Below are 20,799 nucleotides of genomic sequence, written 5' to 3' on the forward strand. Positions count from 1 at the left end.
AGCACATGGACTTCCGCGTCTTCGTCGAACCGCAGCAGGGTGCCACCTACGCCGACCAGTTGGCGGTGGCCAAGACCGCCGAGGCAGCCGGCTACTCGGCCTTCTTCCGCTCCGACCACTACCTGGCGATGTCGGGCGACGGTCTGCCCGGGCCGACGGATTCGTGGGTCACGCTCGGCGGCATCGCCCGTGAGACCTCGACGATCCGGCTCGGCACGATGGTCACCTCCGCGACGTTCCGTCACCCGGGAGTGCTCGCCATCTCGGTCGCCCAGGTCGACGAGATGAGCGGCGGCCGAGTGGACCTCGGTCTGGGCGCCGGCTGGTTCGAGGCCGAGCACGAAGCGTATGCGATTCCGTTCCCGCCGCTGGGCGAACGATTCGAACGCCTCGGTGAGCAGCTCGACATCCTGACCGGCATGTGGAAGACCCCGGTGGGCGAGACGTTCGACTACAGCGGCAAGCACTACACGGTCAAGGACTCCCCGGCGCTGCCGAAGCCGGCGCAGTCGCCGTACCCGCCGATCGTCATCGGCGGCGGCGGACCCAAGCGCACCCCGGCGTTGACGGCGAAGTACGCCGCGGAGTTCAACATTCCGTTCGCCGACCTCGACACCCTTACGACGCAGTACGGCCGGGTCGCCGCGGCGGTCGCCGACGCCGGCCGCGAGCCGGACTCGCTGACGTATTCGGCGGCGTTCGTGGTCTGCGCCGGGCGCGACGACGCCGCGGTGGCGGCTCGCGCGGCGGCCATCGGCCGCGACGTCGACGAACTGCGGGGCAGTTCACCGTTGGTGGGCACCCCCGAGGAGATCGCCGAGAAGCTGGCCCCGTTCGCCGAGGCCGGCGTGCAGCGGGTGTACCTACAGGTGCTCGACCAGTCCGATCTCGACCACGTCGACTTCTTCGCCGGCGAGGTCATACCGCGTCTGAGTTGATCCCGCCCGGGCAGACCCCCGCGGCTACCATCGAGCCGTGAACGACGTCGACGACAACGATGAGCCGGCGTGGCACGAACGCACGTCGACCCTCGTCGGAGCCAGCGTCGGCGCGATCGCCGTGATCGGTCTGCTGTGGTTGCTCATCTCCTACGTGGTCGGCGGTGACGACGATCCCGCGAGCAACCCGCAGTACTACCCGGATCCGAGTTTCTCCGAGCGCAGTTCCGCGTCGACGACGGCGGGTGAGACCACGAGCACCGAGACGATCACCAGCACCAGCCCTCCGGTGACCACCGACATCGATCCCGGCGACACGACGACCAGCAGCACCGACACCTCGTCGACGCCGACCACCACGTCGTTCGACCCGTCCAATCTGCCCAGGACGCGGGCCTCGACCACCTACAGCGACGGCCGTCAGCGGCCGCGGCTCAACGAGACCCGCACGCTGTACCCCCGGCCCTGACCTCGCCGATCGCATGCGGGCACCCCTACGCTGCGATCATGATCTTCGACCCGCCGGTGACGAGGTGACCACGACGCGGTTCGCCTTCACCGGCGCCGCGGTGGGCCTGATGTTCCTGTGGTTGTCGCTGACGCCGTCGCTGCTACCCCGCGGTCCGCTGTTCCAGGGGTTGATCAGCGGCGCTTCGGGCGCGGTCGGCTATGCCCTCGGCGTGTTCGCGGTGTGGTTGGTGCGGTTCATGCGGTCCCGGGACGTCAGCCCACGCGCTCCGCGACCGGCATGGACCGTGCTGGGCGTCGCAGCCCTGCTCGGTACCGCGGTGATGATGGTCCGGTTCCGCCTCTGGCAGAACGACGTCCGAGACCTGATGGGCATTCCGCGGCTGGCCTGGTGGGAGTATCCGCTGGCCGTCGTGGTGTCGATCCTCGCGCTGGCGATCCTCGTCACGCTCGGTAAGCTCGTCGGTCGCCTCGTCGGCGTCATCGTCCGCCGGCTCGAGCGCGTCGCCCCGCCCCGGGTGTCGGCGGTCATCGCGACGGGCCTGGTGATCGCGTTGGGTGTCGCCGTGCTCAACGGTGTCGTCATTCGAGTCGCCAAGAACACACTGAACGACTCGTTCGCCGCCTTCAACGACATGGTGGACGACGCCACGGCGCCACCCACCTCACCGCGGCGCTCCGGGGGTGCGGGCTCCCTGGTGTCCTGGGAGTCGCTCGGCAGGCAGGGTCGCGCCTTCGTCCAGGCCGGCCCCTCGGCTCAGACGCTGGCCACCTTCAACGGGGCGCCTGCCCTCGAGCCGATCCGGGTCTACGCCGGGCTGAACTCCGCGGACGACATCACCGCGACTGCCGAGCTGGCGGCAGCCGAACTGGAGCGTACGGGCGGCCTCCGCCGCAAACTGGTGGCGGTGGCCACCACCACCGGGACCGGCTGGATCAACGAAGCCGAAGCCGACGCGTTGGAGTACATCCTCAACGGGAACAGTGCCATCGTCAGCATGCAGTACTCGCACCTGCCCAGCGCACTGTCATTCCTGATGGACGTGGGGAACGCCCGGCAGGCGGGCCGAGCTCTCTTCGAGGCCGTGGACCGGCGGGTGCAGGCGATGCCGCCCGCACAGCGCCCCGCAGTCGTGGTGTTCGGCGAAAGCCTCGGATCCTTTGGTGGCGAGGCCCCGTTTCTGAGCCTGAACAATCTCCTCGCCCGCACCGACGGCGCCCTGTTCAGCGGGCCCACGTTCGCCAACACCATGTGGGATGAGTTGACCCGCAGCCGCGACGCGGGCTCACCGCAATGGCTGCCCATCACCGACCGCGGTCGCCACGCCCGTTTCGTCGCGCGCCCCGAAGACCTCGCGCGTCCCGACACCGATTGGGCCACACCACGATTGGTCTACCTACAGCATCCGTCCGACCCGATCACCTGGTGGACCCCCGATCTGCTGTTCCGCCAACCGGACTGGTTGCGCGAACCCCGCGGGGACGACGTGTCCCCGCAGATGCAGTGGATCCCCGTCGTCACGTTCCTGCAGGTGGGCGCGGACATGGCGGGCTCTGCCGACGTGCCGGACGGCCACGGGCACCGCTTCGTCCGCGACGTCGCGAATGCATGGGCCGCCATTCTCGATCCGCCCGGGTGGACGGCGGCGAAGACCGACCGGCTGCGGGACGTCCTGGCCACCACGAACTGAACGGCGCTCAGCGACCCTGGGCGTGAAAGTCGGCCACCATCGCCTCGGCACTGCGGACTGCGGCGCGGCATGCCCTGGTGGTGAACGGGTCGTTGAGCGGGTGGTCGGCACGCCGCCGCCAACGCTGGGCGGCGGCGAACGCCGCCCGCGGGCCGTCATACGGCGCGTCGGGTACCAAGCCGAGACGGCTCGCGGCGTCGGTACCGGAGCCACCAATGATGCGGCGCAGCGACGCCATCTCGTCGTCGTTCAAGGTCGTGGGGCGCGAACGCAATTGACTCAGCAGACGCAGCTCCTCGAAGGCATGGGTGTCGGCGAGCAGTGGTTCGATGTCGGCCAGGATGAAGGGCGTGGCGTAGATCGGGTCGTCCTCGACCACTCGGCGCAGCGACAGCAGCGCCGTGTGCGCCTTCAACAGGTCCGAACGCTGGGCGAACTGCTGGTCGATCACGTCGCGCAAAGCGATCAGCCCGCTGCGCTCGAGGAGCTCGTCGGCCAGGGCGACCGAGTCCGAGATGCCCGCCCGCAGCACGGCGATCGAGATGCGGATGCCGAACATGCCGAACCGCTCGAGCAGTGCCGCGCGGGTGGCGGCGTCCACGGGCAGCTGGGCGTCCTCGCGGACGAATCGGTCCACCGACAGCATCGCCTTGGCCAGCTCCGCGGCGTCGATCCCGGCCAGCTTCTCCAGCGCGACGAATTCGCTCTGGCGCAACGTCCGAGCTGTCAGTGCCAGCAGGCCCGACACCGGCACGACGGCCTGGCAGATCCCCGTCTCGTCCATCTCGGCGGTGAACCGGGTGGCGACGTCCTTCGCCGACAGCATCGCGTCTATTCGCCCGGCGCCGATCTCGTCGGCCCGCGACGCCACGCCGATGACGCCGAGCGCGCCGGCGGACCCGCCGACCAGCGTGCCGATCTGCTTGAGCAGCCCGATGTCGGTGGCGTTGAGCGTGCGCAGCAGGAACACCACCGCATCCACCCGCGGCACTCCGTCGTCGGGCACCAGCAGCCTCAGCGTGCGCTCGGAGACGTCGCGCGACAAAGACGACGTGCCGGGGGTGTCGATGATCGTGGTGTCGACCAGTTCGGCGGCCGGCCACTCCACGTCCAGGTCGACCACGTCGGCGGGGTCGAGGCTGGCGAAGTCGAACGTGAGCCCGCGGTCACCGGGATCGCGGGCGATCGGGACGTTGGATCGTCGGCCACCGCGGTGGTTGGCCGTCACCTTGGGGGTCGTCCCATGGCGGAACCACGTCACGATGCGGGTGGCCTCGGTGGCGTCGGTCGGGGCGATGTCCTCGCCGACCAGCGCGTTGACCAACGTGGACTTACCCGCCTTCAGCGTGCCGGCGAGCGCGATCCGGATCGGCTGGTTGAGGCGGCGGCCGATCCAGTCCAGTTCGTTGAGCACGTCCGGGCGCTCACGGTAGGCCGGGTCGTTCCGGTAGGCCTGAATGGTGCCGCCAAGGATCGCGCGTACTCGATCGCTGGTGCTCATGTCGGTTGCCCAGCTTAGTGACCGTTCCCGGGAACTAGGTGGCGACCGGCTCCGGCCGCGGCGAGAGGTTGACGGCGTGTTCGGTCACCTGTCGCAGGATGTTGAGCCGCCGCTCCAATTCGCGGACCCGCGTATCGCGTTCGTCCATCTCCATCTTCGCCGCGGTGAGCGAGGCCTGCAGCGACTCGTTCAGCGACCGGGTGGTCTGGTTGGCGATGTCGCGATAGTGGTCGCGCAGCTGGCGTTGCACGCCCTTGAGCCGGTCGCGGGACTCCTTGCTGACGACGAAGGACACGTCGTCGACGAAGCGCCGGACGTTGGTCTTGGCCTCGTTGCGCACCCGCAGCATGCGGTTCTCCATGTCCTCCTTGTAGGCCTTGCGGCCCAGCAGCAGCCCCGCCCCGAGCGAGAGCGGGTTGAACATGCCCAAGCCGGCGAACGAGGTGAGCATGCCGAACATCAAAACGCCGCCGTAGGATCCCCGCATTCCGGTGACGACCTTGTGCCCCTTGCCAATTGGCTTGGCCTCCAGCCGGCTCAACGACTTCATCTCACCAAAGCCGGCACCCATCTCGCGGGCGTTGATCTGCGGCATCTCGACCGCGTCGAGGCCCGCCTCGGAGAAGGTGCGGCCAACCTCCTGTGCGAGTGCCTCGGCCCGCTGGTAGGCCCACACGAAGTTGTCGCCGACGGCGGTGGCGATGGCGTTCTCCAGTTCGGCGCCGATCTCGGCCCAGCGCTGGGTGGGATCGGAGGTGTCGATCGCGTGCTCGGTGTGCTGGGTGATGGCCCGGAATCGGGCGCGCAGATCGTGGTCGACGTCGGCGGTCAGGTCGCTGATGCCGTCGTTGAGGACCTGCTGCCACAGGGCGGTGTGCTGCAACGCATCCTGCGCCTCCTGCTTGCGTCGTTCCAGGTCGGCGTTCAGCGCGTCACGGGCCTCGGGGTCGTTGATCGACGACAGTTCGGTCTCGACGGTCATCGTCAGGTGCTCGGCGGCCGACCTCACTTCTGCGAGCACCTGGTCGCGGATCCGGTCGTCCTCGCGGCTGAGCACCTTGTCGCTGAGGAACTTCACGATCGCCGGGAAATTGGATTCCTCGTTGAGTTCCTTGTCGTTCATCGCGATGGCGTGAGATCGCAGCACCGAGGAGACCGGAGTCACCGCGACGTCGACCCCCGCCCGCTGCAGATGCGCGACGTTGGCGGCGACGATCTCGCGCCAGTGCGGGTAGAGGTCGGTCTTGGTGGCGAGAATCGTTGCCACCGGGCAGATTTCGAGCGCCTGCCGGATGAACGTCATCTCGGGCTCGGTGAACTCCTGGCTGGTGTCACTGACCATCAGGACCGCGTCGGCGTCGGGCAACAGCCCCAGCGTCGCCGAGAGGTGCGGCTGGCCGTGGCCGCCGACACCGGGGGTGTCGACGAACGCCAGCCCGTTCTTCAGCAGCGGGCTGGCTGCGGTGACCTCAACGCGCAACACCTCGCGGCCGCCGGCCTGCGGCGCCTGGCGCAGGTCGTTGCGGACGTCGGCCATCGGGATCTCCACGGCCTCGGGCTCGGCACCCTCGCCGCGCGCCACGATCAGCCGGGCCGTCGCCTGCTCTCCGTAGGACACGATGGTCGCCAAGGTGGTGGTCTCGTCGTCGCCGACGCGGGCGACGGGCACGTTGAGCAGCGAGTTCAGCAGTTGACTCTTGCCTTGCTTGAGCTGGCCGGCGATCACCACGCGGACCTGAGGATCGCTGATGCGTTTCTTGGCCGTGGCGAGTCGCTCGACCAGGTCGCCCCGGTCGTAGGCCTGGGCGATCTTGGTGCTGTGGTCGATCAACTCGACGATCACCTTGACCTTGCGGGGGTCGTTCGGTTGCGTCACGTGCTCCTCCTTCGCCGCGGTCCACGGTAGGCGTGAAACTGGCGGGGACCCCTAGTGGAGTCCCCGCCAGTCCTGGTGGTGGATCAGAAGCCGATGTGTCCGTCGTTGTGCGACGCCACGTCGTTGTGCGACGCGAGATCGGTGTCGTTGTTCGAGGCCACGTTGCTGGTGAAGCTGTGGTCGTCGACGTGGGTGTTCACCGAGTCGTCGGTGTGGGTCTCGGTCTGGGTGGACACGTGGGTGTTGACCGAGTTGTCGGTGTGGTTGCCGCTGCCCAGGTCGCCACCGGCGGTGGTCTGGTTGCCGCCCACGGTGGTGTTGGCCGAGTGCGAGGACGTGTCGTTGACGATGATCGACCCGCCGCTGCCGCCGTTGCCGGCGTTGGCCTCGTTGCCACCGTTTCCGATGCCCACGCCGAGCAGACCACCACCACTGGAGCCGCCGCTGGCGCCGGCGCTGCCGCCGTGTCCGCCGGACATGTCGTTGTCCTTGATGACGGTGCCCTCGTTGCCGGTGATGATGTCGCCACCCGAGTGCTGCGAGGTGTCGGTGACCTTGGTGTCGTTGCCCTCACCGAAGACGATCGGCGAGTGGCTGCCGCCGCCGACGTAGCCGGTGTTGGCGCTGTTGCCCTCGCCGACGACGTTGCCGTCACCGTTGACGCTGGTGGTGTCGATGTGTCCGGCCGTGCCGGTGTTGACGACGCCGCCGTTGGTGGCGCTGTTGCTGGTCTTGTCGCCCAGGGTGATGTCGCCGAAGCCGAGGTTGAAGGCACCCTGCTGGGCATTGGAGCCGGCGTGCTGATCGGGGCTCAGCAGCGAGGTGTCGTTGTTGCTGGCGAGCTCGGTGGCGTTGTGGCTGGCGAAGTCCGTCTGCGGCGCAAAGGCCGTCTGCGGAGAGAACGCCGCGGGGATGTTGTGGTAGCTCGCCACCGCGTTCTGCAGTCCGTAGACCGGGTCGCCGCCACCGAGCAGGACGCCGGCGGGGGCGGCCGAGGCGGCCACGGCGGCGAACTGCTGGGCGCTGACGTTCTGCAGGCCGACGGAGCGCAGGGCGCCCTCGGGGTCGGCGACGTAGTTGGCGGCAACTGCCGGGCTGCGGAACAGGTCGAGGATGTAGTCCAGGAGGTTCGTCATGAGAGTGCCTTCCGTTGTCGGTGTGGAGGTCGGGTCGCCGCGTCTCCGGCGATCTGTCCACTACGTTATGGGCCCGCCACGACCCCGGGAACGGGGACGCGACCCCTCGCTCCCCCGGCACGTTGCGGGGCGCCCTAGGGGCATCCGTTAGGGGATTAGGGGGTTACCCTGGGGACGGTGCCGCGGGTCGCTGACCTGCACCGACGACACCCCCAAACGACGACAGCGCGGCCATTGCTGGCCGCGCTGTCGCAGAAATCGTTCGAGGAGGGTCGTCGATCAGGTGAAGATGTCGAAGCCCGGGTCGTGCGGGTGATCCAGGTGGTCCTCGACGGCGTCGGAGAGGTGCTGGCCGGCGTCCTGGCCGAGGTCCGAACCGTCGACCGAATCGTGCACGGACGCGAGGTGCAGGTCGTCGACGGCGGACGCGTCGACCGTCGGAACGCTCAGATCGTCGAGGCCGGCGCCGAAGTCGTGGTCCACGATGGTCGGCGTGGAGTCCTCGGGCAGCTGGATGACGTTGGCAACCGCAGGCACGTGATCTGCGACGACGTCGGCGCCCTGAAGCGGGAGGTGGTCGTCGAACGCGTCGAAGGCCGCCGTGGCGGCGCCGCTGGCCCATACGTTGTGAGCCGAATCCAGCAGCGTGTCCGCGCCAGCCGGGACGCCGGTCGAGGGCGCAGGCGCCGACATCGACTCCGCGACCACGGGAATCAGGTTGGCGACGTCCGCGTGGGTCACGTCGGTCAGGTTGGCGTCGGCGATGCTCTGGGCGGGGTTGGCCGCGTAGTGGGCTGCAGCGTCGGGATCGCGCACCAGCGACATCACGAAGTCGAGCAGTGAATTCGCCACGACGTACCTCCTCTTCTCTGCTCGGGCGTCGACGTGGTGCGCGTCGCGAGGTGCGGCGGTCACGGTTCAGCTCGAATGTTATCGACGCGGGGGGCCGCGGTAATCGGTGCTGACGCCACCCGCGCAGGGTGGGCATTAGGGGCCGACGCATTAGGGGTTTGCAATCGTTAGGGGGATGTAACCCGCACCGCGTGCGAACGCCGCTATGGTGAGTGCTGATTTTCTCCGAATCCCCTCAGGGATGCACGGCTCGACGAGGAATTGCGAGACATGAGCGAACCACGGGACATGACCGAACCACTGGGATTCTCCGTCGGATCCACGAATCTGGTGGCGGCCCGCGTCGGGTCGGCTCCGATCACGCGACGGTCCGTCCTGGTCGTCTACCCCGACCGCGCCCCCGAGGTGGGGGTGTTCCCCGGCCCGAATCAGCCCGGCCTGGTGCTGGCGGGCTTCGTCGAACGGGTCGGCGACCCGGTGCCCCTCGTGGCGGCCGACGGCTCCTCCCATCGCGGCGAGATCGTGCTGACCGAAGCGCTCGACGTGATGGCCCGGGAGGTCGGCGGCGGCGCGCCGGTGACCATCGCCGTGCCGGCGCACTGGGGACCGGGACCCGTCGGTGCGCTGCGCAGCGCCCTGCGCGCGAAACCCGTGCTGGCGGGTGCCACGCTCGTTCCCGACTCGGTCGCCGCGCTCGAGGGTCTGCGGGCGAACCCCGGACTTCCGTCGCAGGGCGTGGTGGTGCTGTGCGATCTCGGCGGTGGCGGCACCAGCATCACACTGGCTGATGCGGCCGCCGGACTGGCCGTCATCGGCACCACCACCCGGTACCAGGACTTCTCCGGCGACCTCGTCGACCAGGCGCTGCTGAGCCACGTCGTCACCGGCATCGCCGAAGCCAACACGGCCGATCCGGGGAGCACTGCCGCCGTCGGATCGCTGAGCCGACTGCGTGATGCGTGCCGCGGTGCCAAGGAGCGGTTGTCCGCCGACACCGCCACCGTGATCCAGGCCGAGGTCCCGGGATACTCCTCGGACGTCCGCATCACGCGGCCCGAACTCGAGGGTCTGATCGAGGCACCCCTGTCCGGTCTGGTGTCGGCCGTCGCGGAGACGTTGCAGCGCTTCCGAATTCCGTTGGCCAGCGTCTCGGCGGTCGCCACGGTCGGTGGCGGCGCCGCGATCCCGTTGGTCACGCAGCGACTCTCGGAGCAGTTCCGTGCCCCCATGGTCACCGCTCCGGCGCCGGTGCTGTCGATCGCAGCGGGTGCCGCGGTCGTCGGCGCTCTCGGATTCGACGACGCGCAGACGGGTATGGCGCCGACGGGCTTGGCCCCGAGCCTCGACGCGGCGACGGGGCTGGCCCCGACGATGGGGTGGGCGGGTGCGCAGGTGCCCGGGCAGGCCAACGCGGGTGACTCGGGCGCCCTGGCGTGGTCTCAGGACGACGACGTGCCCGGCAGCGAGCCGATGCCCTATGCCGGGGGCGAATACAACTCGGAGTACTCGTCGACGGGTGCCCGACCGGAGATGGCCTTCGCCCACGAAGAAGAGGACGATCGGCCCGATACCGAGCCGCTCCCCTGGTACAAGCGGCCGCCGATCCTGTTCGGCGCAGCGGCGGCCGCGGCGCTGCTGGCCGTCGGCGGGTTCGCCGCGGTGCAGCTGACCGGCAACTCGACCGACAGCGGCACCGTCACCGAGGTCGTCACCATCTCCTCGACCGGGGCCAACGGTCTGGTGACCACCAGCCTGTCGACCCGGACGTCGACCCAGGAGAGCAGCGCGCCGAGCAGCACCTCGACGGTGTCGAACTCGTCCTCGTCCGACTCGTCGACCACGTCGCCGACGAGCACGACGACCACCACCTCGCCGACCACCACGACGACGACGACCACCACGACCACCACCACGACGACCACCACGACGCCCCCCACGACGACGACCACTCAGCCGCCCACCACCACGACGACCCAGCCACCGGTCACGACCACGCAGCCACCGGTCACGACGACGGCTCCACCGGTCACCACCACGGTGGCGCCACCGACTCAGACACAGACGACTCCGGTGATCGCCCCGGTGACACCCGCGAACTAATGACCGTCAGCGACGCGGTCGCGCGCTGGCGCTCGACGCCGAACGAGCCCGCGAAGCTGCTGGTGACCGGCGGACTGGGCACCGGCAAGTCCACCGTTCTCGCCGAGATTCGAGCGGCCCTGCGCGCCGCAGGCGTGACCGTCGTCGCCCGGCACCCGCGGGCCGGTGACCCGCCGGGCACCGCGGTGGTCGTCGACGACGCCCATCTGTTGGGCGCTCCGGAACTAGAGGGGCTCCTCGAACTGGTCGGCGACCCTGCCGCGACGGTCGTCATCGCCGCCGAACCGCTGTCCCACCAGCCAGCCCTGACGTCGCTGCGCACGGCGTTGACGCGCGAGGCCCCCGAGGTGGTGCTGGCTCCACTGACGCCGACCGAGGTGCATCACGCCGCCGCCCAACTCCTCGGGGCGCCCCCGTCGACGAACCTGGTCAGGGACACGATGGCGGTGACCGCGGGTCTGCCCTTCCTGGTGAACGCCGCGCTGTCGGCGGTGGGCTCCGCCGACGACACCCCGGTGACCGACGTGGTCGCCCGCGCCGCCCGCGTGGCGCTGATCGAGCGGTTGCGTCGAGTCGAGGAGCCGGTGCTCGACACCCTCCTGCTGTCGTCGCTGAGTCAGGATCTCGGCCCGGACGACGTCGCCGCGGCCCTGGGAGTGGCGCAGGACGAGGCGCAGCGGCTGGTCGACTCCGCGCGGGCCAGCGGGCTCATCGCCCCGGCGCACACCCACGCGTTCACCGTGAGCCTGCACCGCAGCGTCGCCCAGATCATCGGAGCGGCCCGTCACCACCAGGTCGAAACAGCACTGCTGCGAACACAACTCGAGCAGTCGACGCTCTCGACCGAGTTGGCCCTCCGGCTCGCCGAGCACGGTCTGCGTGACGCCGGGCTGGCCACGGCGCTGACCGATCTCGCCGCCCGTCACCAGGATCACCCCGCCACGGCCGCCCGGCTGTACCGCGCGGCCACCAGCGTGGGGGCCAGCGAGCTCAGCGCGAAGCTCGCCGACGCGCTGGCCCTGACCGGGGACTGCGCGACCGCGGGCCGGCTCGCCGACGACCTACTGGGTTCCGAGGTGGCCGCCGAACGGGCGGCGGCGGTACGGATCGCGGCCAGCGTCGCGGCGCACGACGGCCGTGCCGCCCAGGCGGCCGAGCTCGTCCGCTGGCTCGGCCCGTTCCCCGACGCCTTGGTGGGGTCTGCCGCTGTCGTGTCGGCCCTCGGTGTCGGGGACGTCGGGACGGCGCGCGCCGCGGCGGCCGCCGACGCCGCAGGCCCGCCCACGTCGACCGCCCGCGCGGCCCGCGCCATGGCCGAGGGACTGCTGCTCACCGTGGACGGCGGATACCCGGCGGCGGTCGCCCGGTTGGCGCAGTCGGTGACCGAACAGACGTCGGCCGCCGTGGCGCCCGACACCGCATCGGCAATGGTCACGCTCGTGGCGATGCACGGCGGCGATTCCGTGCGAGCGCGCAGCGTCGTCGGCCGGGCGGTCCGGGGCACCGGTGACGACGAGGGGTTCGCCGGCCGGCGGCACGCCCTCTTGCTGGCCTGGGCGCGAATGCTGGACGGAAAGTTGACCGCGGCCGACGCCGCCTCGGTGGCGGGTGGGGACTTGCACCGTCGCGACGCGCTCTGGGCCGCGGCACTGCAGACCGCGGTGGCGCGCCGCGCCGGTGACAGCGGCTCGGTGCAAAGGCATTGGTACGCGGCCATGGAGGTGCTCACCGAGTACTCCATGGATCTCTACGCCCTGCTGCCCCTTGGTGAGCTGTGGGTGGCCGCCGCCCGGTTGCGGCAGGTCGACCTGATCAAGCCGGCGGTCGACGAGGCCTTCGGTGTGCTTGGCGCCCTTGGCAATCCGGTCCTGTGGTCGGTCCCGCTGCACTGGTCCGGCGTGCACGCCGGCATCCTGGCGAATTCACCGGCGTCGGTGGCACCGCACGGGCAGGCGCTGACCGCGGCGGCCGCGCACAGCTCCTTCGCGCGGGCCCTGGCGACGGCGGGCCGGACGTGGTTACGGGTCCTGGCCAACCACGTCGACGCCGACGAGGTGACCGTGGCCGCACGCGCGCTGACGCAGTTCGGTCTGACGTGGGACGCGACCCGGCTGGCCAGCCAGGCCGCGTTGCACACCCCCGACGGCAAGGTGTCGGGGGCGATGCTTCAGCTGGCGCGCGACCTGAAGATCGCCACCGGCGGTCACGGAGACGGCGTCGACGTCGCCGAGATGCCCGCCGCGGCGGCGCCGCGACCCGGTTCGCAGGCGGCCCGCGAACCCCGGTTGTCCGACCGCGAGCGCGAGGTGGCCGAACTGTTGCTGCAAGGCATGCCCTACCGGGACATCGGCAGCCAGCTGTTCATCTCGGCCAAGACCGTCGAGCACCACGTCGCCCGCATCCGGCGCCGGCTCGGCGCCGAATCGCGATCCGAACTGATGTCGATGCTGCGCGCCATGCTCGGCACGACCAGTTAGCCGTCGCCGGATGTGACCACTGCCACAGCAGTGGCGGACGCACCGCTCACGACGAGCGCACTAGCAGCTGACGCCCAGGCAACCAACCGGTAGGTTAGGTCATCCTTCGTAGCGTCGGGAAAGCCGCGGATGCCACTATGAGCTGGTATTCAGCGCAAGTTACCCATCGGTAACCAGAAACCTTACTGGGCGGTAACTTCAACCCGGGAGGAACGCGTGGACACGCAGACTCTGATCAGGCTGACCCTCGGCCTGTTGTTGACGGCAATCGTGCTGGCCTTCGCCGCCAAACGCGTGCTGTTCCTCACCAACTTGATCCGGTCGGGTCAGCCCACGATCGACGAAGAGGCCCGCAAGGACGACCTCAAGGCGCGGATCACCACGCAGTTCACCGAGGTGCTCGGCCAGAAGAAGCTGCTGAGCTGGTCGATCCCCGGCATCGCCCACTTCTTCACCATGTGGGGCTTCTTCGTGCTGTCCACGGTGTACCTCGAGGCCTACGGCGTCCTGTTCACCCCGAAGTTCGCCATCCCGTTCGTCGGGCACTGGGACGTCCTGGGCTTCCTGCAGGACTTCTTCGCGCTCGCGGTGCTGCTCGGCATCATCGTGTTCTCCATCATCCGACTCCGTTCGGAGCCCAAGGAGTACGGCCGCGACTCGCGTTTCTACGGCTCCCACACCGGTGGCGCCTGGCTGATCCTCTTCATGATCTTCAACGTCGTCTGGACCTACGCGCTGTTCCGCGGCGCGGCCGTCGCGACCGGCAACCTGCCCTACGGCTGGGGTGCGTTCTTCTCCCACACGATCGGCGCCGCGCTCGAGCCCCTGGGCCACGGCGTCAACGAGATCATCGAGACCGTCGCCCTGCTGCTGCACATCGGCGTCATGCTCGTCTTCCTGCTGATCGTGTTGCACTCCAAGCACCTTCACATCGGCCTCGCACCGGTCAACGTGACCTTCAAGCGCCTGCCCAACGGTCTCGGACCGCTGCTGGCCATGGAGTACGACCGCAAGTACATCGACTTCGAGGATCCCGCCGAGGACGCGGTGCTGGGTCGCGGCAAGATCGAGGACTTCACGTGGAAGGGCTACCTCGACTTCACGACGTGCACCGAGTGCGGCCGCTGCCAGTCTCAGTGCCCCGCCTGGAACACCGGAAAGCCGTTGTCTCCCAAGCTCGTCATCATGAACCTTCGCGACCACCTGTTCGCCAAGGCGCCCTACATCATCGGCGGCCAGGAGAGCCCGCTGGAGAACACTCCCGAGGGTGGTCTCGGTGAGGACCTCAAGGGCGAGAAGCACGCCGACCAGCACCACGTCCCCGAGTCGGGCTTCGAACGCATCCTCGGCTCCGGTCCCGATCAGGCCACCCGCCCGCTCGTCGGCACTCTGGAGCAGGGCGGCGTCATCGACCCCGACGTCCTGTGGTCGTGCACCAACTGCGGCGCGTGCGTCGAGCAGTGCCCGGTGGACATCGAGCACATCGACCACATCGTCGACATGCGCCGCTACCAGGTCATGGTCGAATCGGAGTTCCCCGCCGAGCTCAACGGCCTGTTCAAGAATCTCGAGCGCAACGGCAACCCGTGGGGCCAGAGCGCCAAGGAACGCACCAAGTGGATCGACGAGGTCGACTTCGACGTGCCGGTCTACGGCGAGGACGTCGACTCGTTCGACGGCTTCGAGTACCTCTTCTGGGTCGGTTGCGCCGGCGCGCTGGAGGACCGGGCCAAGAAGACCACCAAGGCCGTCGCCGAACTGCTCGCGACCGCCGGAGTGAAGTTCCTCGTCCTCGGCAGCGGGGAGACCTGCACCGGTGACTCCGCCCGCCGCGCGGGCAACGAGTTCCTGTTCCAGCAGCTCGCCGCACAGAACGTCGAGACCATCAACGGCGTGTTCTCCGGTGTCGAGACCGTCGACCGCAAGATCATCGCGACCTGCCCGCACTGCTTCAACACGATCGGCCGCGAATACCCGCAGCTCGGCAGCAACTACACCGTGGTGCACCACACCCAGCTGCTGAACCGCCTGATCCGCGACAAGAAGCTGGTGCCGGTAAGCCCGGTCAGCCAGGACGTGACCTATCACGACCCGTGCTTCCTCGGCCGGCACAACAAGGAGTACTCCGCCCCACGCGAGCTCATCGGAGCCTCGGGCGCCACGCTGACGGAGATGCCCCGCCACGCCGACCGCGGCCTGTGCTGTGGCGCCGGCGGCGCCCGGATGTGGATGGAAGAGCACATCGGCAAGCGCGTGAACCACGAACGCGCAGAAGAGGCCCTGAACACCAACGCCTCGAAGATCGCGACCGGTTGCCCGTTCTGCCGCGTCATGATGACCGACGGCGTCGGTGACCGTGCCGAGGAGATGGGCAAGGAGGCCGAGGTCCTCGACGTCGCGCAGCTGCTGCTCGCCTCGCTGGACAAGGACTCGGTGACGCTGCCCGAGAAGGGAACGGCGGCAAAGGCGTTCGCGACCCGCGTCGCCGAACGCGAGGAGCAGGCGCCCGCCGTGGCCGAGCCCGTCGAGGCCAAGGTGGCCGCACCGGTTACCGAGGCCGAGACCGCCGCACCGGAGGCTCCCGTCGCCCAGGCCAAGGGCGGTCTGACGATCGCCAAGAAGCCCGGCCGCAAGCCAGGCGCCAAGGCCGAGACCGCACCCGCCGAAGCGGCCGCGCCGGCCGAGGCACCCGCCGCCGCCGAGGCACCCGTCAAGGGCCTGGCCATCGCCAAGAAGCCGGGTTCCAAGAAGGCCGCCGCCCCGACTGCCGAAGCCGCCCCGACCGAGGCACCCGCCCCGACCGCCGAGCCGGCAGCCGCCGAGCCCCCGGTCAAGGGCCTGTCGATCGCCAAGCGCCCCGGCAGCAAGAAGGCCGCGCCGAAGGCCGAAACGCCGCACGAAGGCGACTCGACCGTCGTGCAGCCCGCCAACGTCACCCCCGACGATGCACCCGCCGGCACGGATCCGAAGGACTCCGCCGATTCGGACCTCGGTCTCGACAAGCCCGAGCCCGAGGTGAAGGGTCTCGCCATCGCCCGCCGACCGGGAAGCAAGCGGGCGGCCAAGCCGTCCGAACCCGTTGCGCCGCAAGCATCCAACGGACACGCTGCATCGCAACCGACACCCGAACCGGCCGCCGACTCGACTCCGGAGCCGGCGAGCGAGCCCGCCCCCGCGGACACGCCTGCCGAACCGGAAGCGTCGGTGAAGGGCTTGGGCATCGCGCCGGGAGTACGTCGTCCCGGAAAGCGCTGACGGAGCGGTGGCCGCCTCGGCTAGCGAGGACTGGCCGTCAGCCCACCCGGTGAAGCTGGAACGGTGCCTGGGTGAGCGTGCCGCCCGGGCAGTCGTAGTTGGAGTCGGTGGTGATCGTGCCGGCCAGCGTCGTGGGATCCAGTGCCAGCGAAATGAAGGCCGGCGCGTAGCTGCCGTCGGAGCAAATGGCCCCGTCGGGCTTGGTGATCTTGAAGTTCCACATGCCGTCGGCGAACGTCGCGGGGACGGTCCAGCCCTGATTGCTGGAGACGCTGCCCGTGCATCCCGTGGGGTCGCACGTCGTCGCGAACGTCCAGAGGTTGAGCACGTCCCCACCCGAGTACGTGCCGTTGAGCGCGGGTGGATCGGCGTGGGCTGGTGACGCCGTCCCGACGGCAGCGGCGATGATCGCCGCCGCCGACGCCAGCGTGCGTGTTACTACGAACTTCATCTCTACGCCCTTCGAACGGTACCGACTCAGCAAGTCAACAGCCACCGTGGGGCAAATCGTGGGACCACGGCCAGGATTTGCGGTGTCGTGTCCAAGCCGACGCAGAAATGACGGCGAACCGACCTCTCGGGAGACCGTCGACGGAGATAAAGCGGTTGAACGGCCATGGGAGACTTGACGGCGTGAGTACCCATCAGGTGCCCTGGCATACCAACAACCAGCCACGGCAACGCACGTTCGCGCAGTCCACGAAGCTGCAGGACGTCCTCTACGAGATCCGCGGGCCCGTGCACCAGCACGCGTCGCGACTCGAGTCGGACGGTCATCGAATCCTGAAGCTGAACATCGGCAACCCCGCCCCGTTCGGCTTCGAGGCACCCGATGTCATCATGCGCGACATCATCGCGGCCCTCCCCCACGCCCAGGGGTACTCCGACTCCAAGGGCATCGTCTCCGCCCGCCGCGCCGTGGTCACCAAATACGAACTGGTGGACGGTTTCCCGTATCTCGACGTCGACGACGTCTACCTCGGCAACGGCGTCTCCGAGCTCATCACGATGACACTGCAGGCGCTGCTGGACAACGGCGACCAGGTGTTGATCCCCGCCCCGGACTACCCGCTGTGGACGGCGTCGACCGCGTTGGCCGGCGGCACGCCCGTGCACTACCTGTGCGACGAGACGCAAGGCTGGATGCCCGACGTCGCCGACATGGAATCGAAGATCACCGAGCGCACCAAGGCGATCGTCGTGATCAACCCGAACAACCCCACCGGCGCGGTCTACACCCGCGAGAACCTCGAACAGATCGCCGAATTGGCCCGCAAGTACCAGCTGCTGCTGCTGGCCGACGAGATCTACGACAAGATCCTCTACGACGACGCCGAGCACGTCGCGATGGCGGCGGTGGCACCCGACCAACTCTGTCTGACCTTCAACGGACTGTCGAAGGCCTACCGGGTGGCGGGATACCGCTCCGGCTGGTTGGCGATCACCGGGCCCAAGGAGCACGCGGCCAGCTTCCTGGAGGGCATCAATCTGCTGTCCAACATGCGGTTGTGCCCGAATGTGCCTGCGCAGCATGCCATTCAGGTCGCCCTCGGCGGTCACCAGAGCATCGAGGACCTCGTGCTGCCCGGCGGCCGTCTGCTCGAACAGCGCGACGTCGCCTGGCACCAGCTCAACGAGATCCCCGGGGTGTCCTGCGTGAAGCCGCAGGGGGCGCTGTATGCGTTCCCGCGCCTGGACCCCGAGGTGCACGACATCCACGACGACGAGCAGTTGGTGCTCGACCTGCTGCTGCAGGAGAAGATCCTGGTGGTGCAGGGTACCGGATTCAATTGGCCCGCACCGGATCACCTTCGCATCGTGACCCTGCCATGGGCCCGCGACCTGTCCAACGCCATCGACCGGCTCGGCAACTTCCTGGCCAGTTACCGGCAGTAGTCACCACCCGGTGTCGGCCAGTCCGCACATCCACCAGCCACCGCCGAGGTCGACGGGATTGCGGCACGACGAGCCGTAGAGGTCGGCGCCGACTGGGGACCGGATGGGGTCGTACAAATAGCCGCCCGCGTCGTCGGGGACGCCGATCCACTGCGGGAAGAAGCGACTGCCGTCCTGATCGGACACCCGGCCCCCGCTGCTCAGGAATCGCAGATGCAGCGGTAAGGCGTTGCCGTAGTAGGACTCTCCGGGTTGCGTCGCGAGGGCCATGTCGAACAGCGGACGGTGCATCGCGAACCAGGCGCGGGGCGCCACCTGCCACCCCGGGTTTACCAGCGCGGTGACCACGATCATCACCGGCACCACGGTCAGCAGCGCCGTGCGCCGGCGTTGGGCCACCAGCGCGACGATCACCGCGCCGAACCCGAAGACGTAGAGCACCACCGACAGCGGCTGTACCACCACGTCGAGCAGCCACAGCGACGGCGGCCGCAGGAAGTGCCACAGCGCCGCGACCGACCAGCACGCCAGACCGAACCACCACAGCACCCGCACCGCAGCCATCTTGCCGTCACGGCACCAACCTGCGCACACGCTTCACACGAGTGCCACCTCTACCCTGTCCGGGTGGCGCATTCGCACTCGCACTCGATGTCCTCCGGCCCCGCGCCACTCGGCCCGCTGGCGGCCAGGATCGTCGTCGGATTGCTCGTCGCGATCGGGGTGGCGGTGCTCGCCGGGATGGCGCTGCTGTGGCCGAGCCACCAGAGCGTCGACGTCCCCCTGCCGTTTCAAAACGCCGCCGGGGGTGCGGTCACCACGGAGTCCGGCCGGGTCGTGTCCAGCGCGCAGGGCCCGTGCGGCAGCCCGTCGGCGGGCGGGGTGCTGACCTCGGCTCCCGTCGCCGCGCCACCCGGCGGTGGCCAGTGTGTGCAGTCGCTGGTCGAGATCGGGTCGGGCCCGAACCAGGGCGCCGACACCCTGCTGGAGTTCAGTGGCGGCCCTGGCCAGCCGAGTCTCGCCGTCGGCGACGAGGTCCGCATCAGCAGGCAGGTCGACCAGAACGGCACCACGACCTATGCCTTCTACGACTTCGAGCGCAGCTGGCCGCTGGGCATCGTGGCCGCGATGTTCGCGGTGGTCGTGGTCGCCGTCGCGCGCTGGCGCGGTCTGCGGGCGATCATCGGCATCGCCGTGGCGTTCGGCGTGCTGATGGTGTTCCTGCTGCCGGCGTTGCGCGACGGGGCGCCCGCGGTTCCGGTCTCCCTCGCCGCCTCCGGAGCCATCCTGTACGCCGTCATCTATCTGGCGCACGGGGTGAGCCTGCGCACCAGCGCAGCCCTGCTCGGCACCCTGACCGCGCTGCTCCTGGCGGCCGGATTGTCCTGGGCCACGATCGAACTGGTCCACCTGACCGGCCTGTCGGAGGATCAGAACAACGAGGTGGCGGCCTACCTCGGCAACGTGTCGATCACCGGCTTGCTGCTGGCGGGGTTCATCATCGGGTCATTGGGCGTGCTGAACGACGTGACGGTCACCCAGGCGTCGACGGCCTTCGAGATCGCCGAGCACGGCGCCAACCGTCGGGCCATCTTCACCGGCGCGATGCGGGTGGGCCGCGACCACATCGCCAGCACGGTCTACACGCTGGTGTTGGCCTACGCCGGCAGCGCACTTCCCCTGCTACTGCTGTTCAGCGTCGCCAACCGGTCCCTCGGCGACGTGCTGACCAGCGAGAGCGTGGCGATCGAGATCACGCGCTCCGCGGTCGGCGGCATCGCCTTGGCCCTCTCGGTGCCGCTGACCACGGCGATCGCCGCCGTCCTCGCGACGCCTCGGGCCCAGACGACTCCAACGGCCTAGAAGGGCGTCCGATCGAGCCAGGCGTCCCACACCGCGGCGTCGCCCAGCACCTCGAGACCCGCCTCGGCCGTGGTGCGGCGACGGGTCAGCGCCAGAAACAGGTCGACCGCGCTGCCGCGAACCGCGGCCTCTCCCTTGGCGTGGGCGTGGGACCACTGCACGCCGTCCTCGTCGTGGGTGACGGTCCACTCCCCCGTCGGGCCGAGTCCGTCGTCGGTGGCGTGCAGGTGCAGGGTCTGGCCGCGAGGCAGCGGTGGGTGGTGGCGATCGGCTCCGGTCACTGCGAGCTCGATCCACTCGCTGATGCCGTCGGAGGCCAACTCGACCGGTAGCTGAAAGTCACCGCCAACCGCGAGCACCGCGTCGGCCCGGTGCACGGTCGCCTCGTGGACGCGACGTCGGATCCACCAGCCTGCAGGACGGGGTCCGTTGAACGTCCACACCCTGGTCTCGGCGCCTACCCGGTCGACGGCGTTGATCACGGCCTGGGCACCGGAGTCGAGCCATTCCACCGCACCGTCGACGTCGGCGGGCGGCTTGCCGTCGCGCACGTCCCGCGGGTCGAGCGGCTCGCGCCGACGTTCGGCGATGATCTGCGCCGACCAGCGGTGGCCACGTCCGACGTGTTTGAGCAGCTGATTCATCGTCCAGCCGGGACAGGACGGCACCGGCGACTCGGGGTCGGCGGCGCGAATGACCTCGCCGAGGGCCTGGGTCTCCTCGAGCAGCGTTGCGCGAAAATCCAC

At 69.3% G+C, this 20,799-nt stretch carries 15 protein-coding genes; 8 read left to right on the forward strand and 7 right to left on the reverse strand.

Annotation, left to right across the window (positions count from 1 at the left end; genetic code table 11):
* Nucleotides 1-5: 5 nt before the first annotated feature.
* From ABZ195_RS15355 to ABZ195_RS15365, 3 genes are all read left to right on the forward strand, one after another.
* Nucleotides 6-938 carry an LLM class F420-dependent oxidoreductase gene (locus ABZ195_RS15355; RefSeq protein WP_355219069.1) on the forward strand — a complete coding sequence of 311 codons (933 nt, stop codon included), beginning with the start codon at nucleotides 6-8 and terminating at the stop codon, nucleotides 936-938.
* 37 nt (nucleotides 939-975) lie between these two features.
* The gene (locus ABZ195_RS15360) at nucleotides 976-1,407 is read left to right on the forward strand and encodes a hypothetical protein (protein WP_355219071.1); all 432 of its coding nucleotides are present in this window, start codon (nucleotides 976-978) and stop codon (nucleotides 1,405-1,407) included.
* A 109-nt stretch (nucleotides 1,408-1,516) separates the two neighbouring features.
* Nucleotides 1,517-3,097 carry an alpha/beta-hydrolase family protein gene (locus ABZ195_RS15365; protein ID WP_355219250.1) on the forward strand — a complete coding sequence of 527 codons (1,581 nt, stop codon included), beginning with the start codon at nucleotides 1,517-1,519 and terminating at the stop codon, nucleotides 3,095-3,097.
* Nucleotides 3,098-3,104: 7 nt separating this feature from the next.
* On the opposite strand, the gene ABZ195_RS15370 is transcribed toward ABZ195_RS15365, so the two are convergent.
* From ABZ195_RS15370 to ABZ195_RS15385, 4 genes are all read right to left on the reverse strand, one after another.
* On the reverse strand, nucleotides 3,105-4,598 hold the full coding sequence (locus ABZ195_RS15370) for a dynamin-like GTPase family protein (protein WP_355219073.1): 1,494 nt from the start codon (nucleotides 4,596-4,598) through the stop codon (nucleotides 3,105-3,107).
* Nucleotides 4,599-4,632: 34 nt separating this feature from the next.
* Complete coding sequence (locus tag ABZ195_RS15375; protein ID WP_355219075.1) at nucleotides 4,633-6,474, reverse strand: dynamin-like GTPase family protein; 1,842 nt, start codon at nucleotides 6,472-6,474, stop codon at nucleotides 4,633-4,635.
* 83 nt (nucleotides 6,475-6,557) lie between these two features.
* Complete coding sequence (locus ABZ195_RS15380) at nucleotides 6,558-7,610, reverse strand: IniB N-terminal domain-containing protein (RefSeq protein WP_355219077.1); 1,053 nt, start codon at nucleotides 7,608-7,610, stop codon at nucleotides 6,558-6,560.
* Nucleotides 7,611-7,889: 279 nt separating this feature from the next.
* Nucleotides 7,890-8,462, reverse strand: a complete 573-nt coding sequence (locus ABZ195_RS15385; protein WP_355219079.1) for an Rv0340 family IniB-related protein — start codon at nucleotides 8,460-8,462, stop codon at nucleotides 7,890-7,892.
* A 288-nt stretch (nucleotides 8,463-8,750) separates the two neighbouring features.
* Here ABZ195_RS15385 and ABZ195_RS15390 point away from each other — a divergent pair, with 288 nt between their 5' ends.
* The 3 genes from ABZ195_RS15390 to ABZ195_RS15400 all read left to right on the forward strand — a co-directional run bounded on the left by ABZ195_RS15390 (nucleotide 8,751) and on the right by ABZ195_RS15400 (nucleotide 16,294).
* Nucleotides 8,751-10,562: an Hsp70 family protein gene (locus tag ABZ195_RS15390; protein ID WP_355219252.1), complete on the forward strand. Its 1,812-nt coding sequence runs from the start codon at nucleotides 8,751-8,753 to the stop codon at nucleotides 10,560-10,562.
* Nucleotides 10,562-13,039: an isoniazid response ATPase/transcriptional regulator IniR gene (iniR, locus tag ABZ195_RS15395; RefSeq protein ID WP_355219081.1), complete on the forward strand. Its 2,478-nt coding sequence runs from the start codon at nucleotides 10,562-10,564 to the stop codon at nucleotides 13,037-13,039. The genes ABZ195_RS15390 and iniR overlap by 1 nt, the downstream gene beginning before the upstream one ends.
* A gap of 216 nt (nucleotides 13,040-13,255) precedes the next feature.
* A complete protein-coding gene (locus tag ABZ195_RS15400; RefSeq protein WP_355219083.1) occupies nucleotides 13,256-16,294 on the forward strand; it encodes a heterodisulfide reductase-related iron-sulfur binding cluster in 3,039 nt (1,012 codons plus the stop codon).
* 37 nt (nucleotides 16,295-16,331) lie between these two features.
* Here the strand turns inward: ABZ195_RS15400 and ABZ195_RS15405 are convergent, their stop codons facing one another.
* Nucleotides 16,332-16,745 (reverse strand): hypothetical protein, encoded by a 414-nt coding sequence (locus tag ABZ195_RS15405; protein WP_355219085.1) that lies wholly within the window; start codon nucleotides 16,743-16,745, stop codon nucleotides 16,332-16,334.
* Between the two features lie 182 nt (nucleotides 16,746-16,927).
* On the opposite strand from ABZ195_RS15405, the gene ABZ195_RS15410 reads away from it, so the two are divergent.
* Nucleotides 16,928-18,190: a pyridoxal phosphate-dependent aminotransferase gene (locus ABZ195_RS15410; RefSeq protein ID WP_355219087.1), complete on the forward strand. Its 1,263-nt coding sequence runs from the start codon at nucleotides 16,928-16,930 to the stop codon at nucleotides 18,188-18,190.
* Here ABZ195_RS15410 and ABZ195_RS15415 read toward each other — a convergent pair whose 3' ends face one another.
* On the reverse strand, nucleotides 18,191-18,754 hold the full coding sequence (locus ABZ195_RS15415) for a hypothetical protein (protein WP_355219089.1): 564 nt from the start codon (nucleotides 18,752-18,754) through the stop codon (nucleotides 18,191-18,193).
* Nucleotides 18,755-18,817: 63 nt separating this feature from the next.
* Here ABZ195_RS15415 and ABZ195_RS15420 point away from each other — a divergent pair, with 63 nt between their 5' ends.
* Nucleotides 18,818-20,053, forward strand: a complete 1,236-nt coding sequence (locus tag ABZ195_RS15420; RefSeq protein ID WP_355219091.1) for a YibE/F family protein — start codon at nucleotides 18,818-18,820, stop codon at nucleotides 20,051-20,053.
* Here ABZ195_RS15420 and ABZ195_RS15425 read toward each other — a convergent pair.
* Nucleotides 20,050-20,799, reverse strand: coding sequence for a maleylpyruvate isomerase family mycothiol-dependent enzyme (locus ABZ195_RS15425; protein WP_355219093.1), 750 nt, complete (start codon nucleotides 20,797-20,799; stop codon nucleotides 20,050-20,052). The two genes, ABZ195_RS15420 and ABZ195_RS15425, sit on opposite strands and share 4 nt — an antisense overlap.

Origin of the sequence: Mycobacterium sp. NPDC006124, assembly GCF_040614235.1 — a bacterium.
In the GTDB taxonomy this organism is placed as follows: Bacteria; Actinomycetota; Actinomycetes; order Mycobacteriales; family Mycobacteriaceae; genus Mycobacterium.